Raw genomic sequence first — 17,781 nt, 5'->3', positions numbered from 1 at the left:
TACACAGAGAACACGGAGATTATATATCACCCTGATATCATAAGACGTGTCTCTGTGACTTTTATAGGCTTAATAATAGACAAATAAAGCTCTCCCATCCTCCGTTAATTTAACGTAAAACTTTACGAAAGAATTCGGTTTCCGTTAATAGAATATTAATTTTGCGCAGTTTTAAACTGAATGTGCAAAAATTACAAAATGAAACAAGAACAACGGTTCATTGGTTATATTGAACAGAGCATCATAAACAACTGGGATGCAAACGCCCTGACAGACTACAAAGGAATCACCCTTCAATATAAGGATGTAGCCCGGAAAATAGCCAAATTTCACATCATATTAGAAATGGCCGGCATTCAGCCGGGAGATAAAATAGCTGTCTGTGGACGTAATAGTGCCCACTGGGCTGTAACCTTTTTGGCTACTGTGACCTATGGTGCAGTAATTGTTCCTATCTTACACGAATTTAAGGCTGACAATATTCACAATATCGTCAATCACTCCGAAGCAAAATTGCTTTTTGTAGGTGAGCAGGTGTGGGAAAACCTTAATGAGGACCGGATGCCGCTACTTGAAGGCATATCTTCTTTAACTGATTTTGCCCCACTTGTGTCGCGCAACAATAAACTGACGTATGCACATGAACACCGTAATGAAATATACGGGCAACGATATCCCAGAAATTTCCGCCCGGAACATATCTCCTACCGTAAAGAAATGCCGGAAGAACTGGCTGTCATAAATTATACGTCGGGAACAACCGGCTATTCCAAAGGAGTCATGCTTCCATACCGGAGTTTGTGGTCAAACATCGCCTATTGTCATGAGATGCTTCCGGTAAAACCGGGAGATCATATCGTCTCCATGCTCCCTATGGGACATGTGTTCGGCATGGTCTACGACTTCCTTTACGGATTCTCTGCCGGCGCCCATCTCTACTTTCTGACGCGTATGCCGTCTCCCAAGATCATTGCACAGTCATTTGCGGAAATCAAGCCGAGAGTGATCTCTTGTGTGCCGTTGATTGTTGAAAAGATTATTAAAAAAGATATTCTCCCCAAACTGGACAACAAAATAGGTAAATTGCTGTTGAAGGTCCCCATTGTTAATGATAAAATAAAAGCCGCTGCCCGACAGGCCGCTATGGAGATCTTCGGGGGAAATTTCGATGAGATTATTATCGGAGGAGCTCCATTCAATGCAGAAGTGGAAGCCTTCCTTAAACAAATAGGATTTCCATACACCATTGCTTATGGCATGACAGAATGTGGGCCCATTATCTGTTCAAGTCGCTGGGAAACCTTGAAACAGGCTTCGTGCGGAAAAGCAACCAGCCGTATGGAAGTGAAAATCGACTCCCCTGATCCGAAAAGCATTGCCGGAGAGATCATTTGTAAGGGTATGAACCTAATGTTGGGATATTACAAAAATCCGGAAGCGACTTCACAAATCATCGATGTAAACGGATGGCTCCATACCGGCGACTTAGCTACAATGGATTCGGAGGGGTATGTCACAGTACGTGGACGAAGTAAAAACATGTTACTAACTTCAAGCGGACAGAACATTTATCCGGAAGAAATAGAAAGTAAATTCAACAACATGCCTTATGTATCCGAATCATTAGTCCTGCTCCAGAAAGATAAACTTGTGGCATTAATCTACCCTGATTTCGATGATGCCTTTGCACATGGACTGTCACAAACAGATATTGAAAGGATGATGGAAACCAACCGGATTGAACTCAATCAGCAATTACCCTCTTATTGCCAGATTACTAAAATAAAGATTCACTTCGAAGAATTTGAGAAAACTGCGAAGAAGAGCATCAAACGATTTATGTATCAGGAGGCAAAAGGATAAAAGCATTAAAGTACCAATTCCCGGAACAATCGCTCCAATGTCTCCTCCAGATCATCGGAGTAACCCACATGAGGTCTTGAAGTTTGAATACACGAACTCCGGTGTGCAGTCAACCATCGAAAACGTTCCGGGATTTCCAATTGGGCAATAGCTCCTCCTGTACGGCAACCGGCACAAATTTTGCTAAAAGCCTCCAGATGTTCACGGAAAGAATCAATATCAAGTTCCGGTGCAAATAGCCTCAGCCTTTTTTCATTGATATCATAACGCATCCTGATAAAGCATGCTTGTTTGGAAAACAGGATAACTCCAACATTGATAAACTCCTCACGTTCCACTTTCGGAACAATCCGGATAACGGCGTATTCATAAATATGCTTCTCTGGCATGTTTTGCTTCTTTTACAAACGTTTCAGAATGTTCTATCCTTTCTATAAGAAATTGGTAATAGATATCACGGATATCTTGGGGAGTTTCATTTTTGTCACGCCACTCCACCCAGTCATCCGGAATCAAATTTACGATCTCACGAATCTTCTCCGATGTCAGTAATACCCGAAATTCGGCATCCACCTCCTCCAACTTATCGGCTTGCGGCAATAGAGCATGATCTTTAATCTGAGTAAAAGGACTCATTGCATGTTTGTGCCAATTGACCCATGAATGCTGAAAAAAGAGAGAGGCACCATGATCTATCAGCCACAACTCTTTATGCCACATAAGCATATTGGTATTTTTCGTGGTACGGTCCACATTAGTCAATAACGCATCCAGCCATACAACCTGTGACGCCAGTTTGCCGTCGATCTCAGTAACAACCGGATCGAATGGTAAAGCGCCTGAAAGAAAATGCAAGCCCAGATTCAATCCCCGGCTTCCCTGCAATAAATCCTGTATCTCTTCGTCACCTTCCGAACGTCCGAAAGCTTCATCTAAATTCAAAAAGACCAACTCCGGCAGACGAAAACCCAACATCCGTGCAATCTCACCACCAATCAATTCTGCTATCAGTGCTTTAGTTCCGTGCCCTGCACCCCGAAACTTAACAACATATTTAAAACCATCATCAGCTTCGGCCAGCGCCGGTAGAGAACCACCCTCACGCAGCGGCATGATGTAACGAGTGACATCGACTGTACGCAACTCCATAATTCAAACTCCTTCCTGTATACTGTTACAGGTGATAAAGATACAATAATGTTTCCATTTCACCAACTTCTGTTTATAACACTCCATACGAATATATGTTTATACAAGCCGTTGACATACAAAAATACAACTATGCCTCAATTTGGCAGAAAAATCCCTTATTTTTGCACAAAATTCAGAAGTACATGAAAACAGTAAAATCACATATTACCCAATTATTGTATGCCATGAACGAGGGAATCTTTGAGAAAGAACATCCCATCGCATTATCACTTTTATCAGCCATTTCCGGAGAAAGCATTTTCTTCCTCGGACCTCCGGGAGTCGCCAAAAGCCTTATCGCAAGACGATTGAAACTGGCATTCGACAGAAGCACTTCCTTTGAATACCTGATGTCCCGTTTCAGTACCCCCGATGAAATATTCGGTCCGGTATCCATCTCTAAGCTGAAAGACGAGGATAAATATGAACGTATTATCGAAGGCTACCTTCCATCGGCAACGATCGTATTTCTGGATGAAATATGGAAAGCCGGACCAAGCATACAAAACTCATTGCTGACAGTCATCAACGAGAAAATATACCGCAACGGACAATATACGATCCGGTTGCCATTGAAAGGATTAATAGCAGCTTCTAACGAACTGCCCGCTCAGGGAGAAGGTTTAGAAGCTCTGTGGGATCGTTTCCTAATACGCTGTTTCGTAGGGAACATCGAACAGGAATTCGCTTTCGACCGGATGATAGCCTCAGTAAATGATGCTGAACCGGTAATTCCATCCGGACTTTCCATTACAGAAGAGCAATACAGGGACTGGCGAACTCAAATCAACCAAGTCAATATACATTATACCATCTTTGAATTAATTCACTCCATCAAACGGCAGATAGAAAAATATAACATACAGAAAGAAGAAATCCCCCACTCTGTTCTTTATGTTTCTGACCGCCGATGGAAAAAAATCGTATCCTTACTCAGAGCTTCTGCTTTTCTGAACGGAGCAGATACCATTCGCTTCTCCGACTGTACGCTATTACTACATTGCCTGTGGAACGAGGTGGAACAAATCCCGGTTGTCGAACAAATAGTTTCGGCCGCACTCCGCGAGTGCATCGACCACTATCTTTGTGGTGAACGAATTTTAGAACAGAAATTGAACAGTATCCGGGAAGACATGAAATCAGAACACAGCCTGAGAGAAATAAAAGATCCTGCATTACAGATTGTAGATACTTTCTATCATCAGATTGAAGGATATCCTGTAGCAGGCAATTTATTGATTTTTGCTTCCGACTACCAAGGTTTAAGGAAAGATACTCAAAAATTGTTTTATATCCAGAGAGATAAGTATCGTCCTGTAAATTGGATATTAAAGGTATATGACTATGTCCGCAATCGCAATGTATCCCAATCAGCCGTCGTCTCACTTAAAAAAGGCACTCGCTCTGTATTCATCAATAATCAAGAGCACCCATTAACCTGTAATACAGGATATGACATTGATATTCCGGAAGAGACATATCAACCTTTTGAATTTCGGTTTCAGGAGTTGATTGACCTATGCCACAACCGCGAAAATGACTTAAAGCGCATAACTGACATCGAATTACAATATTGCAAGGAACATTTATTTATGGACGATAAACAACGCAGTATGATTAAACGAGTATTAAACAGCCAGAAAGAAATGCTGGACATCTGCCAGAATGAAATCCGGGAAATAGCATATACACATGGATTGGAAAATAAGGAATATTAGGCTGCAAGAACTTAGAGACATCTATCTGGAAAAGCTGGAAAAGGTAACTTACCAACTATACGAGTCACATCTTCGGAATGATATTATCAAGCAAGAGGAACTTGATGAAGAAATCAAGTCTTATTATCAACACACTCAACCCTCCCTGCAGGAATTTTATTCACATTATGCTGCGCAATGGGAACATTTTTACGAAAGTCGTGAACTTACGGACACCGCTTTTTTGCATTTTCTTGAGAATTCAGCCTATCCGTTACAAATGAAATACAACCGCGGTGACTTAAATATTCAATACTATATCAGCCGATTTCATACACTTAAAAAACGGTCGAAAGAGTGGAAAAACCTTCGAAATCTTTTTTTTGGCAAATGGCATCACCTGTTAGCTAATAATGAATATAATTATCAGACAGAACGTATCGACGGACTTTGTGAGAACTTCTACCAACTACAGAAAAGCATAGCCGATCAGCTGCCCCAACGTGGTAGCATCCGCTTAATATGGTTATTAAGGGGTCACAAAGAACTGGCTAAACAACTTTTCCATTACGACGAAATAGCAAAAACTCACCCGGCTATTCGGGAACTGGCAGAAATTCTCGGAAAACAACATCAAGGTAAGGAGAAAAAATTCCGTATGATTGCAGGCATACACCAGGAACAGATCATTACGCCTGCTGCCCAAAGCGATATAAGAGGAATATGTGAAGGCAATGATTTAAACAGCCTCTTACCCATAGAGTATTGTTATCTTTCAGATCCAGTCTTACAATCTCTTTTCTTCGAACGATTCAGCAAGAAGAAGTTACAGATGATAGACTATGAATCAAAGGAACAACACCGCATAAAAGATGTAAAGGTACAGGGAAAAGATATTGCAGAAGAACAATCAGGACCATTTATTATCTGTGTGGATACTTCAGGATCTATGAGTGGAGAAAGAGAAGAGTTTGTCAAATCGGCCATTCTTGCCATTGCCGAACTCACAGAACAACAAGATCGAAAATGCTATCTTATCAGCTTTTCCGACGACATAGCCTGCATTGAGATAGAACGTTTAAGCCAAAATATACAGGAATTAGCAGATTTTCTTTGTCAAAGTTTTCATGGAGGCACTGATTTAACCCCTGCACTTCTTCACGCTATACATATTTTAAGAACTAAATCTTATCGGAATGCTGATCTGGTAATGATGTCCGACTTCGAAATGTCTCCGTTAAATGACGAGCTTTCGGAAGAAATAAAGAAAATCAAGCAAAACAATACCTACATATATGCTCTTTCTGTACAAAAACAATGTGAAAAAACTTATTTAGATATCTGCGATAGATTCTGGTTTATTTAAATTATGTTATAAAGCATGCTTTTTTTCTTGGATAGTTTGCAGATTAATTTATCGTGCGTATATTTGCAATGTGTTTTTCATAGTATTAGATTTTAAGGTTAACAAAGGTTGGAGTACGGCGGTACTCCTTTTTTTATTTATATATTCTCAAAGCACAAATCCTATTAAATATCCAATCAAACAGGTCAGCATCTTACTCACAAAACGGTAAAACAGTTTTTGAGTAAAAAGTCTCTAAAGTAAGGTTATAACCCCATTGTTCAGGTACCAAGCCGTTCCTATATCCACGACATCCCACTATCTTTAATCAACGAACTTCTGTTCATCCATGAATCCTTCCCTTATTTGGGTGGGTGTAGCGTTCAGGTTACGCCTGCAAAAGTCCCAGAAATAGTTGCTCGACTCAAACCCGCAATCACCCGCAATCTCTTTCATGGGAAGGTTGGTATGGGTGAGCAGCGTTACTACACGCTTTGCTTTTTGCTCCATCATCCATTTGCGGGGAGCAGCCCCGAACTCCTCTTTGAAACGACGTTCAAAAGTATTCACCGCACATCCGCATTTCTCCGCCAGTTCCCTGACGGTCTTTGCTGTAGGGAAGGCAGCCATCACTTTGTCACGGAAAGAATATTCTTTCAAGTGTGGCAAGTACTTTTCCGCCACTTGCAGATCCGCTTCGCTGAATACGGGAATATTCCCTTTTCGGTACTCCTTTACCCTATCACGGCGACAAGATAGCAGGTAGCCCGTTAGTTCGTTGTACAATCCGTTCAGGTGCGGATAATCCTCATTATCATTGATGGCAGCCTGCATCCGGCATAAGAACAATATCCCGTCATGGTCTTTCTTTTTGATATATACTTTCATTGTATCCAATAAATATCCCAAAGAATCGTTGTCGTTATGATAAGCAGCCAATATCAGGTAAGCCGGTTCTTCCTGTGTTTTTAATGAAGGGCAAGGGCAATGTTCCTTCAACAGTTTCACCAGACAGGGCATATTATCCTCGTCCCGGGACAATCTTTCCAATGCCATCCACGTTACCGGATTCTTCACATCCGTCTGCCACACAGCGACCTGTACCTTTTTCATCCACTCCTGTAACCCTGTTTGTCGAGCTTCATCCATCAAAATCTGACCCAAAGTTTTTCCCATACTTTCTATTTTAAATGGAAAAGTTATATGAACTTTATTTCATTCTGTTTAGCTGATCTTTTCCAACCGCATCCCATGTACTGGTTCTTATCGCCCTTTTTCTCATCTATATAACAGGGACAGCGGTTCCGGGCTACACATCTTATACGTCCAATAAACTGATTCCCCAAAATGAAACATGTCGTACTGCATTTTATTCAGTTGCTTTCATATTACTTTACTCTGCTTGTTATCAATGCCGTGCAGCCTGCTGTTTATTATTATCAAATATATGCGAAAGGTGTATAATACCAGTGCCCATCCTGTTTATTAACGTCAGTTTAACACGTTAAAGGTAAAAACAAGCTCCGGTCATAATCTTTTCCCGATTGAAATTTGCCCTTTCCCTGCCATATCCGTAACTTTGTAAATCAAAGAATCCGATATGAATCAGGAATTATTAAAGCGCACGCTAAAGAACCGTCGCATAGAGCTGACGGATCAGGAGAAAAAGGATTACTATCCTAAAGAACCTCTTTTTATGCTTCTGTTCACTTCTGTCGCTTTACTGTTTTGCCTTCTGATGGCAAAGATTAAGGGTGAAACGATGGAACCGGAATCTGTATGGTTTGTCGTATTGTTTCCGGTTGTTTTCGCTGCGGTTGGTTACATTACCTATCGGAATAAGAAGAACACGCTCAAACTGCATTACATCAGTACGGCACTCACCCCCAAGAGCAGCAAAAAGTCCTGATACGGCTGGCTAAGGAAAATCAGTGGGAAATAATACTGTGCAACAAACAGCAATTCGTAGCCGATGACATTTGTATGCGCTGGCGTGTGCGTATAACCGTCATTTTCGGGAATCCGTATATGGCTTACAATAGCCGATGCAATCCCACTCGCCGTTGGCACGCTTCCGGTGGCAGGAATTGTGATAACCGGGAAGCAATCCGTCAAGCTATCGAAAAAGAATGGACAACCAAAAACAAGAACTAAAAGGTACGGTATAAACAACAATATGATAGAGTATATGAACATTCCGGCTTTGGTCTGTGTCTCCCTGTTGGGTGCGGGAGCCCTTGCCATGATAGTAGGCTCGCTATTGAAAATGCAATGGGCTACGGAGGGAAAAAAGACTTCGCTATTCACTTATCTTTTATGCCTGATTGCAATGGCAGGTTCCGGCTGGACATGGTATGATAGCATACACAAAGCCCGTGCGTTGGCAGAAGGCAACCGATACACTTTAGCCACTTATGAAAAAGTGTCGGGTGTCATTAAAGGGGGACATAAGGTACGCCAGTTCGGTTTTTATGTGGATGGGGTGAAATATAATACTACGACGACATACCCCAAATTCTTGGGTGTCAGCAATCCTTTGCGCATCATAGTGAGGTATGCCGTCAGCAACCCTGAATACAATAAGGCTTTTGGGGACGAGTTTGTCCCCACATGGGTACTGTCCCCACCGGAAAAAGGTTGGAAACAATACCCGCCTGCTATTCATTGGGAAGGTGCTGTGCTGGATTCTGTTTATATGCAATCATTACAAGGTAATAATTAATCCGATGACGGTAAGTGCCGTATATACGCAGTTGATATAAAATGCAGCCATCAACAGCCGGGGGATATATTCCGACTTCCTGAATAGAGAGGCAGGCTGGATGATTAGCAAAGTAAGAAAAAGAACAATGCTAAAGCCGACCTGACTCATCAGCAACCATTGCGGATATTCCGTAATGACAGCCGCAGACCATGCTTGGAGCAAAGGAGTTATATTTTGCAGAAATACGTGAGCCGCAAAATATCCCAAAGAAGAAACGGCTTCTTTCCTCTGCCGTAGAAGCGCATTGATAGCATAAACGCCTATTCCGGCTTGTCCCAGCAGTATGGATAACTGGAAAAAGTCGAAAATCCAATAGATGGGATTGCTGGTAGTGCCATCGTTGGCAAAATAATCATAGAAACAGAGTGAGGACACGCAACTTGTTGCTACCAACCCCGCACAGATAAATGAAATGATTCTTTTATTCATTGTCTTTCATTTTTTCAGATACTTTTCCAATGCAATATACACTTCTTTCCGGTAACTGACAAAAATAGTTTTATCTGTTTGGGACGAATTTTTCTTTTTCCCGTCATAGTGCGGAATATTGGATAAAAACAGGCCATACGAGAAAATCATGTTCTCCTCTATTTTACGGGAAGGTTTGAATGACTTGGCAGGTATATAAGAATAAATACCCTCTTTACAACGGTAGGGCTTATACATTTGCACAACTCCCCACGAGTTTATCTCATCCACCCGGATGCTTCTTTTCCCGAACAGGCTTCGTGCTTCTATTCTATCCTCACAAAGTAAAATCTTACTGGGTAGTGCCCAACAGATTAACAGGATAGACAAAGATATGGGCAACAGGAAAATAAAGAGGACTTTATTCTCACTTAAATTGGCTACACATAAAAAGTAGATCATAAATGCACTGAATATACTGCATATGACAACTCCTGCCCAAACAAACTTATTTGTAGGGTAAATCCAGAATGTCTTTTTCCCGGAATCCTTATCTTTCATTTTATCATTATTCTTTTATATTCTCCTTATGCCCTCTAAGGCACTATATCGTAAATGGTCTGATCGTTATTCTTGAAAATGGTTTGTTCAATCAATTTTCCAACATGAACGATGCTGTCAATATCCGCATTGACTTTCAGGCTTAGAACCGGAGCATATTTCACATGATCGTAATCAATGGGAGTGTTGTTATAGGTCGTTTCGATAATTGGGTAATTATGCTCTTTGGCAAACTGCTTCAATGAATCCAGATAGGGAAGTTGGTCTTTGCTCATGGCTTCAAAATCAATGTAGAACTTTCCGTTATCCTGCATGAAATAGATACAATCCACACCATTGGCACAGATACCCGTAAAATCATATTCCGTTCGTCCTGCCTGTACGTTTTTCAGCACGCCCGGCAACTTATCCATTGTAATCTGTGCGGCTACCGGAATATAAGGATTTATACTCTCACTCTGCGTAGCTCGCTTGTTTCCATATCCACATCCCAGTAAACCCAGAATAGAGGCAAATATTCCCATCCTTATTATTTTTAAATGTTTCATATTCAAATTACTTTTATGATTTCATCCATTTCATTGAAATAGACTGCAAATATACGTTATGTGTTTCAATCCTATACTCTGATTTTTATCATATATATTCTGATAATGTCTGGTGGCTAATCGACCATCAGGTCGATTCATCCGCTTGTTTTCTGTATTATTTTATTTCTAAACAATATGTATGACACCAATAAACAAAGTAAAAATGGTATTGTAGTATCATACAAGCACATTGCACCAGAAAATAAAATCATCAAAATAGGAATAAGAAAAAATGATAGGAAACTATACAGCATGCTGTTTCTAACTCTTGCAAAGCAGTTCAAGAACAAAGTGATTGCTCCGGTAGATAATGCCAAAATTCCCAAAATTGACCAAGCCAATGCCATGCCTCTATAAGAAGTATCCATATCTGGTACAGGTTTTATATTTTGAGTCCTTAGCCAAAGAATACCCGTGGTACACAATAGGCTAATACATAATATTCCAAACCATATTTTCAATAATAGTTTGATTATATAGTATTTCTGTTTCATTTTTCGTTTATTTATTATCAAGTTAATGTCCGGTGGCAGCATTTTAATTCGAGCTATCTTTCATCATTATTCGTAGTTGTTTTTGTGTAGGTAATGTTTTCCATCCTTTATCTGGCGCTTTTAGAGTAAACCAAGATGGTACGCTGTCTAATATAAGATGTCGGTCGGGGGCTTTGGCTAAGAATGTTACAAAGTAACGGGTTCCGATTGGAGTGTTTTTACTCTCGGCAAATGATATAAAAAAACTTCCTTCATATAAAGTCTTATTATATATAAATTCATATTTTGCACTTTGCCCTCTATAAGCAGAACCGTATTTAATAAGAGTTACGATAGAATATATGCCATACTTTTTTACATTGTTGTTTCTAATTGTTGAGACATCATACAATAGAATGAATACTACAATAGGGATTATAAATTTTAAAATCTTGGTTTGCTTAATCATATTTATTGCTATTCTATATACTTTCATTTTTTTACTCTGTTGATAATGTTCGGCAGATAAACCATTTTCAATGTTTCATCTGTTTGTTAGCAACCTGTTCTATCCTTCTAATCCATTACATTCACATTCAATTTTTCCGTTTTCTTTGGTATATAGACTATACCATATAACATGACCTGCATAATAATCAGGGGAACAACTTATATACATGTTTATATCTGTTATCCCTTCCTCAACAGAAAAATAAATAGATTGCACCTTTAAGCTATTATAAAAATCAGTTTGAGTTATAGGTAAAAATACTTTTTCCTCATATGCCGTCAAATAACAATCTTTTTCGTTTGTTACTTTAGAATCTTCATCTTTTATCCATTCTTCAGCAAGTCTAATCATTCCTTCCTCTATTGCTGTTTCTGTGCAGATTTCTTTATTATTATTTACCCACACTAAAACAGATTTAATTATAGAGAGAATAGATATATTGTCAATTCCTTGTTTATTAGATATTTCGACACGAGTTGATTCATTCCATATTGAAATATGGAAATTATACTCATAAGACAGACTTCCTTGTACAAAATCTTTTTCTGTAAGTTGTTCTATTTCTACTATCATCTTGTTTTCGCTTTATGGGTTGCTAATGGGTTTCAGCTAACTGCATTTAGCCGTTTAGGTGATCGTTATCAGCCTTTTCTGTCAAGTATTGTTCGAATAAGATAAAGAACTTATCTAAAGCCTTGTTTTCATCGTTGGCAGACATAAAATATAAAAATTCACACCAACTACAAGTACGTCCACTGCTATTAAAGAACGAATCATCTATCCATAAACTAAAGTCACTCAATATTTTCATTTGAACATCTTCATCTATATTGCGAAAGTGCCAACCGTCTATAAAGGCTCTCAAACAGAATATGCTATGTCTGCCTATATACATTGCAGGTCTGTCTTTTATCATTCTTATTAGTTCAATTACATTCATATTCTTAACTGATTTCTGATTTCTGATAATGTTCGACGGATAACTGACCGTTAGGGTGGTTAATCTGTTTGTTAGCATCATATTTAACTATCAGCAGAAAGCGACCTCTCCGGTTCCTGTTTCGATAATTTCATATTTGCCTTCATTTATCTTTATCTTAATGCCACAACCATGTTCAATATCAAATTCAACCCTGAAAATCAGACCAAATAACTCGTGTTCATTTTGCTCAAATAAAATGTAAATACCCATTAGTTCTATATCTTGCAAGTGGACATCAATCTTATAAACATTTTTTATCCATGCGATGATTGAATCACAAGTTATTCCATACCATTGAGGCGTATTATTTACAAAGCTTGCTATCTTTTCTCTGTATTTATCTGTTAGCTCTTCTTCTGATGCATCTAATTCGTCAGATATGTTAAGATGAATATTCTTATTTAAATATTCCGAGAATATACTCATGTAAAATCTCTCATTAAAAGATATATCATTTGCTTTCATTCTTTTTTATTTTTAATTATATTGATGCTAATGGGGTTCAACTAACTGCGTTTAGCAGTTAAGGTGATTGTTACCGATACTATTATATTCTTCAATGATTTTTATATTGTTTAAGGGGGTTGCTATGGATATAAGCAAATAGCCATTGTTATTATTATATGCATAAATAACTCCGTCTATAATTTTGATTTTTTCAATAGGATTTATGCCGTCTAAAAACAAGAACCATACAGGTAAATTTGTTTTCTTGTCTATGACATAAATTATTCCATCACTCCCATAACTTCCATCCCCACCATACACTTTATACAAATCCGTTTCACATGAACAAAATATATCGAAGGAGCTTACAGTATCTATCGAATTGAAGTCAAAATAACTATCAATAGATGATTTGCACAATACCCTTATATTCATGGAAAAATCATTCAATACATATAAATCTCCATTAGCGAAAATAATGGAATTTATTATCGGGCAACTGCCTTTATCTATTATATCTTTTAAGTTCATTCTTTATCTGTTTTATTGGTTTATCGGTAATGGGTTGCAGCTTGCCGCCGTTAGGTGGCACAGGTGCTTGTTACCGATAATTACCTGTTTTTACTACCTGTTCCTAAGCGATTAGGATAATATTCTGATTGGAATAATAACTCTTCAAATGTTTTTCCTTTTGGTGGAATACAAGTTGATAAATCACAATCTTCAAAATCGACATATTCACCAAATATCGCTTCACTAAAATCTATATGATACATAGAGTTTAGTTGGGGATTTGAATATAAATCACTTTCATCGTTTCCCCTAAAAATAACATCTGATAATATTCCAACAAATTTACATGATACAAAGGAACTTGCCTTAAAATCTACTTTGCTCAACTTGCATTTATTAAATGCACAATTATTAAATTCAGGTTCATAAAAAGAAGCATCACGAAAATCACAATTATCAAAACGACAATTTATAAATAAACCTTTATGTGCACCTATGGTAGCTGTACGAAAATCAATCTTCACAAAACGACAATTTATGAAGGAACATCCATAAATCCTCGCATCTGTCATATCAGATTTATTGAACAGACAATCTTCAAATTGTACATTGTCAAAGATTGGATAATTGAATTGGGTACCTGAAAAATCAAAAGACTTGAAAGACTTATTTTCAATCTTTTTTTTCATTTCCCACATTTTGTTTTTATGCTCTTCGTTATATTCCATTTTATATTTTATCGGTAATGTTTGGCAGCTAACCTATTTTCAGAGGTTGAGCTATTTGTTAGCATCGTCTTTTAATCCAGTTCAGCACGGGAAAACAAGTCTATAATCAACTCTTGATCTTCACATGCTTCTTTGAACTTTAAGATAAACTTTTTTAAAGCATTTCTATCTTTTGAATAAACACAGAACATACTTCCTTCCGAATCAAAATCAATGTTTTCGGATAGTTCTGGTGCTTGTTCATCAATAAAGACACGAGCCAAAGATTCCCAATCATAGCCATTACCTTCAAATCCTTCATCTTCTCTTGATTGAAAGATTTCTGTTTTATATTCGCCAATAGTCAGACATACTGAAGCTGTAGTTTTATGTTCCACCCAAAAGAAGGGGTTAATTTCATCATTGATCTTCAACATAGCTATTCTGATTTTGCCCAACTTTTTATTTCTGTCAATTCGTTAAAAAGTTTATCTGCTGTTTCTTTTATTCCGGCACGATACTTTAAGGGTATTTTTTTCTCATTCCTTTCCCACCATTCATAAAATGTTTCTTTAAGCTGCTTGCGATTTAGGCGATAAATCCCCATTGAGGCTGTTGTTGGATATTTCTTGCAGATTGTGATTAACATATCAAGATTTACAAGTAAATACTGACAACCATCATCGTAATCTAATACCTTTAAACTCTCTTCCGCTTTTTGTACATTTTCTAAAGCAAAATTGAAATATCTCAAAGGAAATAAATCAGCCTTTGTATTTTCTTCCGGTCTTATGCCTTTATTGGTATGCTTCTTCATTTTTTATTTATTAATTCGATGCTAATGTTTGGTGGCTAACCGACCTTTCAGGGGAGGTTAAGCCGCTTGTTACTAACATTTTATTGTGTCAATTCATTATTAGTTTTACAACAGACCAATGACATTTGCAACAATATATATTGTCGCTATGTTGTTCTATACCTTCTATATCTATCATTGGAAGTTGTAATTTCTTTCCTTTCATCGCAATCTCAAACTCATTGAAATGCCAATCTTTAAGTTCTTGTTTTTCTATTGTGAAGCCACAACTCTGTAAAAGTGTTGTAAGCTCTATTATAGGATTGCATATTGATTTGTATTGACACATATTATTTTTTCCTTGTTAGTAATGTCCGGCGGCTAACCGACCTTTGAGGGCGGTTCAGCCGTTTGTTAGCAATATTTTATTCTAATTCAAAATACCATTCCAAAAAAGAATTGAAGTCTTTCCATTGTGGTAATAATTTCCCATTCTGAAAATTGATTAGTTTCTCTCCCAATTCAATTTCAAGAACTTCACCTGTTTTACGATTATAAAAGAAACCACCTTCAGCTTCAAAACTATCAAGAGGTAAATATTCGGAAGGAATGCCTAAACAAGCTTGATTTTCTATCCCATAATCTAAATCATTTGAATAAATTTTGAACCAACATACATTATACATTTCGCTAAGGCGTCCAAGAAATGTTACTTCAGTAGTGTGTAGATTGAAAAAAGCAAAATCACTGTTCAAATCAATTCCTAAATTGATTAAAGCCTCTTTGTATTCTTCATCTTCTTTTTCCGAATAGATACCTTGTTGCTTCAAATACTCTATTATTTTATTGCTCAACATAATTGAATGGTATTTTATTTGTTTTTTTGATTGCTAATGTTCGGCAGCGTGCTGTTTTAGGCAGTATGCTGTTTGTTATCGTCTTAATTTGTATTGCATTAATAGTGAATCAAATTCATTATCCAATTTCTTTGAGCCAAATGCTGCACTCATTTTCACTATACTTTCCTTTTGCATTATGAATTTTAAGTCATTTGGTAGTTGTGGCGTACAGACAATATCAAGTGATTGCAGATTGGGTATAAGGATAATATTTGTAATATCCTCTAAATTCTTACAATTAAAAAGTTTTAGCTCCTGCAAACTCACTAAGTTCGACAAGTCCGGGAACTTTTTAAACGTTGATACATATCCAATACCCAACTGTCTCAAATTACTGATATTACCAACAAAGTCAAAATTTATTTCTTGCACTGTTTTTATTGTATTAATGAATAGGCTTGTTAGATTTCTCAGTTCACTTAATGCCGAATAATCGTCAAACGTACAGCTATACATTCTAATATCTTGTAATAATGGAAATAAGCGAACGAAGTCAATAGTTTTACCTTTAACCTTGCGTAAAGTTAGTGTTTTCACCTTTCTATATTTATCTATCTCCTTGATATCTGAATAGGTCAAACCTTCAATAAAAAGTCCACTTCCACTAATATATTCTATCTTCTTTTCCATCACTATAATTTATTTGATTGACGATAACGTTATGCTAACAGCGGTCATTTAATGTTCCGCTGTTATTTTTTCTAAGTATTTTTTAAATCTCTTCTTCTAAAATATCGTCCAACGGACTTTTAATTTTGCTTTTGTAAGTGTCTGCTATATGGACGTACATTTCAGTCGTTTTAATATTGTTATGTCCCAGCAGCTCTTTTATTATCTTCAAGTCCGTACCCTGTTCTATTAAGTGAGTGGCGAACGAATGGCGGAACAAGTGGGGATATACTCTTTTTGTTATTCCTGCTTCATGGGCTATCTCTTTCAGTTTTTTGGAAACGATACTTTCAGAGAATTGTACTGCGGCTTCACGTTCAAAAAGCCACTTTTCCGGCTGATATGCTATCCTATATTCTTCCAGTTTATTGATAAACGGTTTGGATAGCAGCGTATATCGGTCTTTCTTCCCTTTTCCCTGTCGCACATGTATCAGTGAACGGGAAATGTTTATATCATCCGGTTTTAAATTCAGCAATTCGCTGATACGAAGCCCTGCCGAGTACAGTAGCGAATACATGCAATAAAACCGCAAATCTTCTTTAGCTACTGTTAGAAAGTCTTTCACTTCTTCCTTGCTCAATACATCCGGCAGTGTCTTCTCACGTTTTGCACGGTTTACCTTGTAGCAGTGACGTTCGTTGCCCAGCACCTTTTCATAATAGAACTTGATCGCGTTGATACGTTGGTTCTGTTGGCAGGAAGAGATATTTTTCTTGTCTATCAGTTGAAGCAGGTAAGCATTTATTTCGTCCGGCGAAATCCTTTTCAGGTTGCTTCCGGCAAAATACTGTTGAAAATCTCCGATATAGGTAGTATATACCCGTATTGTATGATCGCTGTAACGCATCTGTTTCAGCTTTTCCAAAAAGCCCGCAGGCAGTTCCGGGCGGATGGTCTTTTCTTTCTTCGGTTTATTTGTAGTGTCTGTTACTTTGGAATAGTCAATAAATGCAAGATTCACATAACGGTCGAAGAACTCTGCCAAAACAAAGTCTTCTGCCGGCAGGTATGCCTTGTTACTTTCAAACAGCACACCCTTCTCCTTTGACAACAATAGCCTTGCAGCATCGTTATTTCCGAAAGCTACCTCAATATACCTTCTCCTTCTCCGTATGGAGCGGGAGAGAATCATACGTTCTTTTTTCCGGTATGTTTTTATATTCTTTATTTTGTCAGGCATAATGTCTGTGTTATATGGCTTCTTATCTACTAAATGACGATATTGGGCAAATTTACGCTATTTCCTTCTATTCTCTATTCTGATTTTTATCACATACATTCTGATAATTCATCAATATTAGGTATTATGCCTCTAAAAATACGGTTTTGTCCAATCACCCACAAAGGAATCTGTTAGTTTTT

23 protein-coding genes are annotated in these 17,781 nt (G+C 37.8%); 6 read left to right on the top strand and 17 right to left on the bottom strand.

Annotated features, from left to right (window positions below):
- Window positions 1-198: 198 nt before the first annotated feature.
- Window positions 199-1,863 (top strand): long-chain fatty acid--CoA ligase, encoded by a 1,665-nt coding sequence (locus ISX59_RS01265; RefSeq protein ID WP_220575579.1) that lies wholly within the window; start codon window positions 199-201, stop codon window positions 1,861-1,863.
- Window positions 1,864-1,868: 5 nt separating this feature from the next.
- Here the strand turns inward: ISX59_RS01265 and ISX59_RS01260 are convergent, their stop codons facing one another.
- Window positions 1,869-2,252 carry a DUF3037 domain-containing protein gene (locus tag ISX59_RS01260; RefSeq protein WP_005777457.1) on the bottom strand — a complete coding sequence of 128 codons (384 nt, stop codon included), beginning with the start codon at window positions 2,250-2,252 and terminating at the stop codon, window positions 1,869-1,871.
- On the bottom strand, window positions 2,230-3,012 hold the full coding sequence (locus ISX59_RS01255; RefSeq protein ID WP_005777455.1) for a HipA family kinase: 783 nt from the start codon (window positions 3,010-3,012) through the stop codon (window positions 2,230-2,232). Before ISX59_RS01255 ends, ISX59_RS01260 begins: the two co-directional genes overlap by 23 nt.
- Before the next feature lie 185 nt (window positions 3,013-3,197).
- Here ISX59_RS01255 and ISX59_RS01250 point away from each other — a divergent pair, with 185 nt between their 5' ends.
- Both ISX59_RS01250 and ISX59_RS01245 read left to right on the top strand, forming a co-directional pair.
- Window positions 3,198-4,772: an AAA family ATPase gene (locus tag ISX59_RS01250; RefSeq protein WP_220575578.1), complete on the top strand. Its 1,575-nt coding sequence runs from the start codon at window positions 3,198-3,200 to the stop codon at window positions 4,770-4,772.
- Window positions 4,747-6,117, top strand: a complete 1,371-nt coding sequence (locus ISX59_RS01245) for a VWA domain-containing protein (protein ID WP_220575577.1) — start codon at window positions 4,747-4,749, stop codon at window positions 6,115-6,117. Before ISX59_RS01250 ends, ISX59_RS01245 begins: the two co-directional genes overlap by 26 nt.
- Before the next feature lie 303 nt (window positions 6,118-6,420).
- Here the strand turns inward: ISX59_RS01245 and ISX59_RS01240 are convergent, their stop codons facing one another.
- Window positions 6,421-7,272 carry an AraC family transcriptional regulator gene (locus tag ISX59_RS01240; protein ID WP_032536044.1) on the bottom strand — a complete coding sequence of 284 codons (852 nt, stop codon included), beginning with the start codon at window positions 7,270-7,272 and terminating at the stop codon, window positions 6,421-6,423.
- A 424-nt stretch (window positions 7,273-7,696) separates the two neighbouring features.
- Here ISX59_RS01240 and ISX59_RS21095 point away from each other — a divergent pair, with 424 nt between their 5' ends.
- Entirely contained in the window at window positions 7,697-8,005 is a 309-nt protein-coding gene (locus ISX59_RS21095; RefSeq protein WP_255580106.1) for a hypothetical protein, read from the top strand.
- 267 nt (window positions 8,006-8,272) lie between these two features.
- Window positions 8,273-8,818 (top strand): hypothetical protein, encoded by a 546-nt coding sequence (locus ISX59_RS01230; RefSeq protein WP_122143350.1) that lies wholly within the window; start codon window positions 8,273-8,275, stop codon window positions 8,816-8,818.
- On the opposite strand, the gene ISX59_RS01225 is transcribed toward ISX59_RS01230, so the two are convergent.
- Genes ISX59_RS01225 through ISX59_RS01215 form a run of 3 tightly spaced genes read right to left on the bottom strand, consistent with a single transcriptional unit; the run spans window position 8,801 to window position 10,377 of the window.
- Window positions 8,801-9,289 carry a hypothetical protein gene (locus ISX59_RS01225; protein WP_220575576.1) on the bottom strand — a complete coding sequence of 163 codons (489 nt, stop codon included), beginning with the start codon at window positions 9,287-9,289 and terminating at the stop codon, window positions 8,801-8,803. The genes ISX59_RS01230 and ISX59_RS01225 overlap by 18 nt on opposite strands.
- 6 nt (window positions 9,290-9,295) lie before the next feature.
- On the bottom strand, window positions 9,296-9,829 hold the full coding sequence (locus ISX59_RS01220) for a hypothetical protein (protein ID WP_220575575.1): 534 nt from the start codon (window positions 9,827-9,829) through the stop codon (window positions 9,296-9,298).
- 35 nt (window positions 9,830-9,864) lie between these two features.
- On the bottom strand, window positions 9,865-10,377 hold the full coding sequence (locus ISX59_RS01215) for a hypothetical protein (RefSeq protein WP_220575574.1): 513 nt from the start codon (window positions 10,375-10,377) through the stop codon (window positions 9,865-9,867).
- Window positions 10,378-10,554: 177 nt separating this feature from the next.
- Here ISX59_RS01215 and ISX59_RS01210 point away from each other — a divergent pair, with 177 nt between their 5' ends.
- On the top strand, window positions 10,555-10,776 hold the full coding sequence (locus ISX59_RS01210; RefSeq protein WP_220575573.1) for a hypothetical protein: 222 nt from the start codon (window positions 10,555-10,557) through the stop codon (window positions 10,774-10,776).
- Between the two features lie 180 nt (window positions 10,777-10,956).
- Here the strand turns inward: ISX59_RS01210 and ISX59_RS01205 are convergent, their stop codons facing one another.
- From ISX59_RS01205 to ISX59_RS01155, 11 genes are all read right to left on the bottom strand, one after another.
- Complete coding sequence (locus tag ISX59_RS01205) at window positions 10,957-11,388, bottom strand: hypothetical protein (protein ID WP_220575572.1); 432 nt, start codon at window positions 11,386-11,388, stop codon at window positions 10,957-10,959.
- Between the two features lie 72 nt (window positions 11,389-11,460).
- Window positions 11,461-11,976, bottom strand: a complete 516-nt coding sequence (locus tag ISX59_RS01200) for a DUF2262 domain-containing protein (protein ID WP_220575571.1) — start codon at window positions 11,974-11,976, stop codon at window positions 11,461-11,463.
- Window positions 11,977-12,022: 46 nt separating this feature from the next.
- On the bottom strand, window positions 12,023-12,343 hold the full coding sequence (locus ISX59_RS01195) for a hypothetical protein (RefSeq protein ID WP_220575570.1): 321 nt from the start codon (window positions 12,341-12,343) through the stop codon (window positions 12,023-12,025).
- Between the two features lie 90 nt (window positions 12,344-12,433).
- Window positions 12,434-12,850 (bottom strand): hypothetical protein, encoded by a 417-nt coding sequence (locus ISX59_RS01190; RefSeq protein ID WP_220575569.1) that lies wholly within the window; start codon window positions 12,848-12,850, stop codon window positions 12,434-12,436.
- A gap of 51 nt (window positions 12,851-12,901) precedes the next feature.
- Entirely contained in the window at window positions 12,902-13,363 is a 462-nt protein-coding gene (locus tag ISX59_RS01185) for a hypothetical protein (RefSeq protein WP_220575568.1), read from the bottom strand.
- A gap of 80 nt (window positions 13,364-13,443) precedes the next feature.
- Entirely contained in the window at window positions 13,444-14,073 is a 630-nt protein-coding gene (locus tag ISX59_RS01180; protein WP_220575567.1) for a pentapeptide repeat-containing protein, read from the bottom strand.
- Between the two features lie 71 nt (window positions 14,074-14,144).
- The gene (locus tag ISX59_RS01175; RefSeq protein ID WP_220575566.1) at window positions 14,145-14,489 is read right to left on the bottom strand and encodes an immunity 51 family protein; all 345 of its coding nucleotides are present in this window, start codon (window positions 14,487-14,489) and stop codon (window positions 14,145-14,147) included.
- Between the two features lie 2 nt (window positions 14,490-14,491).
- Window positions 14,492-14,869: a hypothetical protein gene (locus tag ISX59_RS01170; RefSeq protein WP_217773280.1), complete on the bottom strand. Its 378-nt coding sequence runs from the start codon at window positions 14,867-14,869 to the stop codon at window positions 14,492-14,494.
- Between the two features lie 404 nt (window positions 14,870-15,273).
- Window positions 15,274-15,705, bottom strand: coding sequence for a hypothetical protein (locus ISX59_RS01165; RefSeq protein ID WP_220575565.1), 432 nt, complete (start codon window positions 15,703-15,705; stop codon window positions 15,274-15,276).
- A 75-nt stretch (window positions 15,706-15,780) separates the two neighbouring features.
- Window positions 15,781-16,377 (bottom strand): hypothetical protein, encoded by a 597-nt coding sequence (locus tag ISX59_RS01160; RefSeq protein WP_220575564.1) that lies wholly within the window; start codon window positions 16,375-16,377, stop codon window positions 15,781-15,783.
- 82 nt (window positions 16,378-16,459) lie between these two features.
- On the bottom strand, window positions 16,460-17,599 hold the full coding sequence (locus ISX59_RS01155; protein ID WP_255580105.1) for a tyrosine-type recombinase/integrase: 1,140 nt from the start codon (window positions 17,597-17,599) through the stop codon (window positions 16,460-16,462).
- Window positions 17,600-17,781: the final 182 nt, after the last annotated feature.

It is taken from the genome of Bacteroides sp. FSHCM14E1, from assembly GCF_019633785.1.
Lineage (GTDB): Bacteria > Bacteroidota > Bacteroidia > Bacteroidales > Bacteroidaceae > Bacteroides > Bacteroides hominis.
This window is presented reverse-complemented; position numbering and strand designations above follow the sequence as displayed.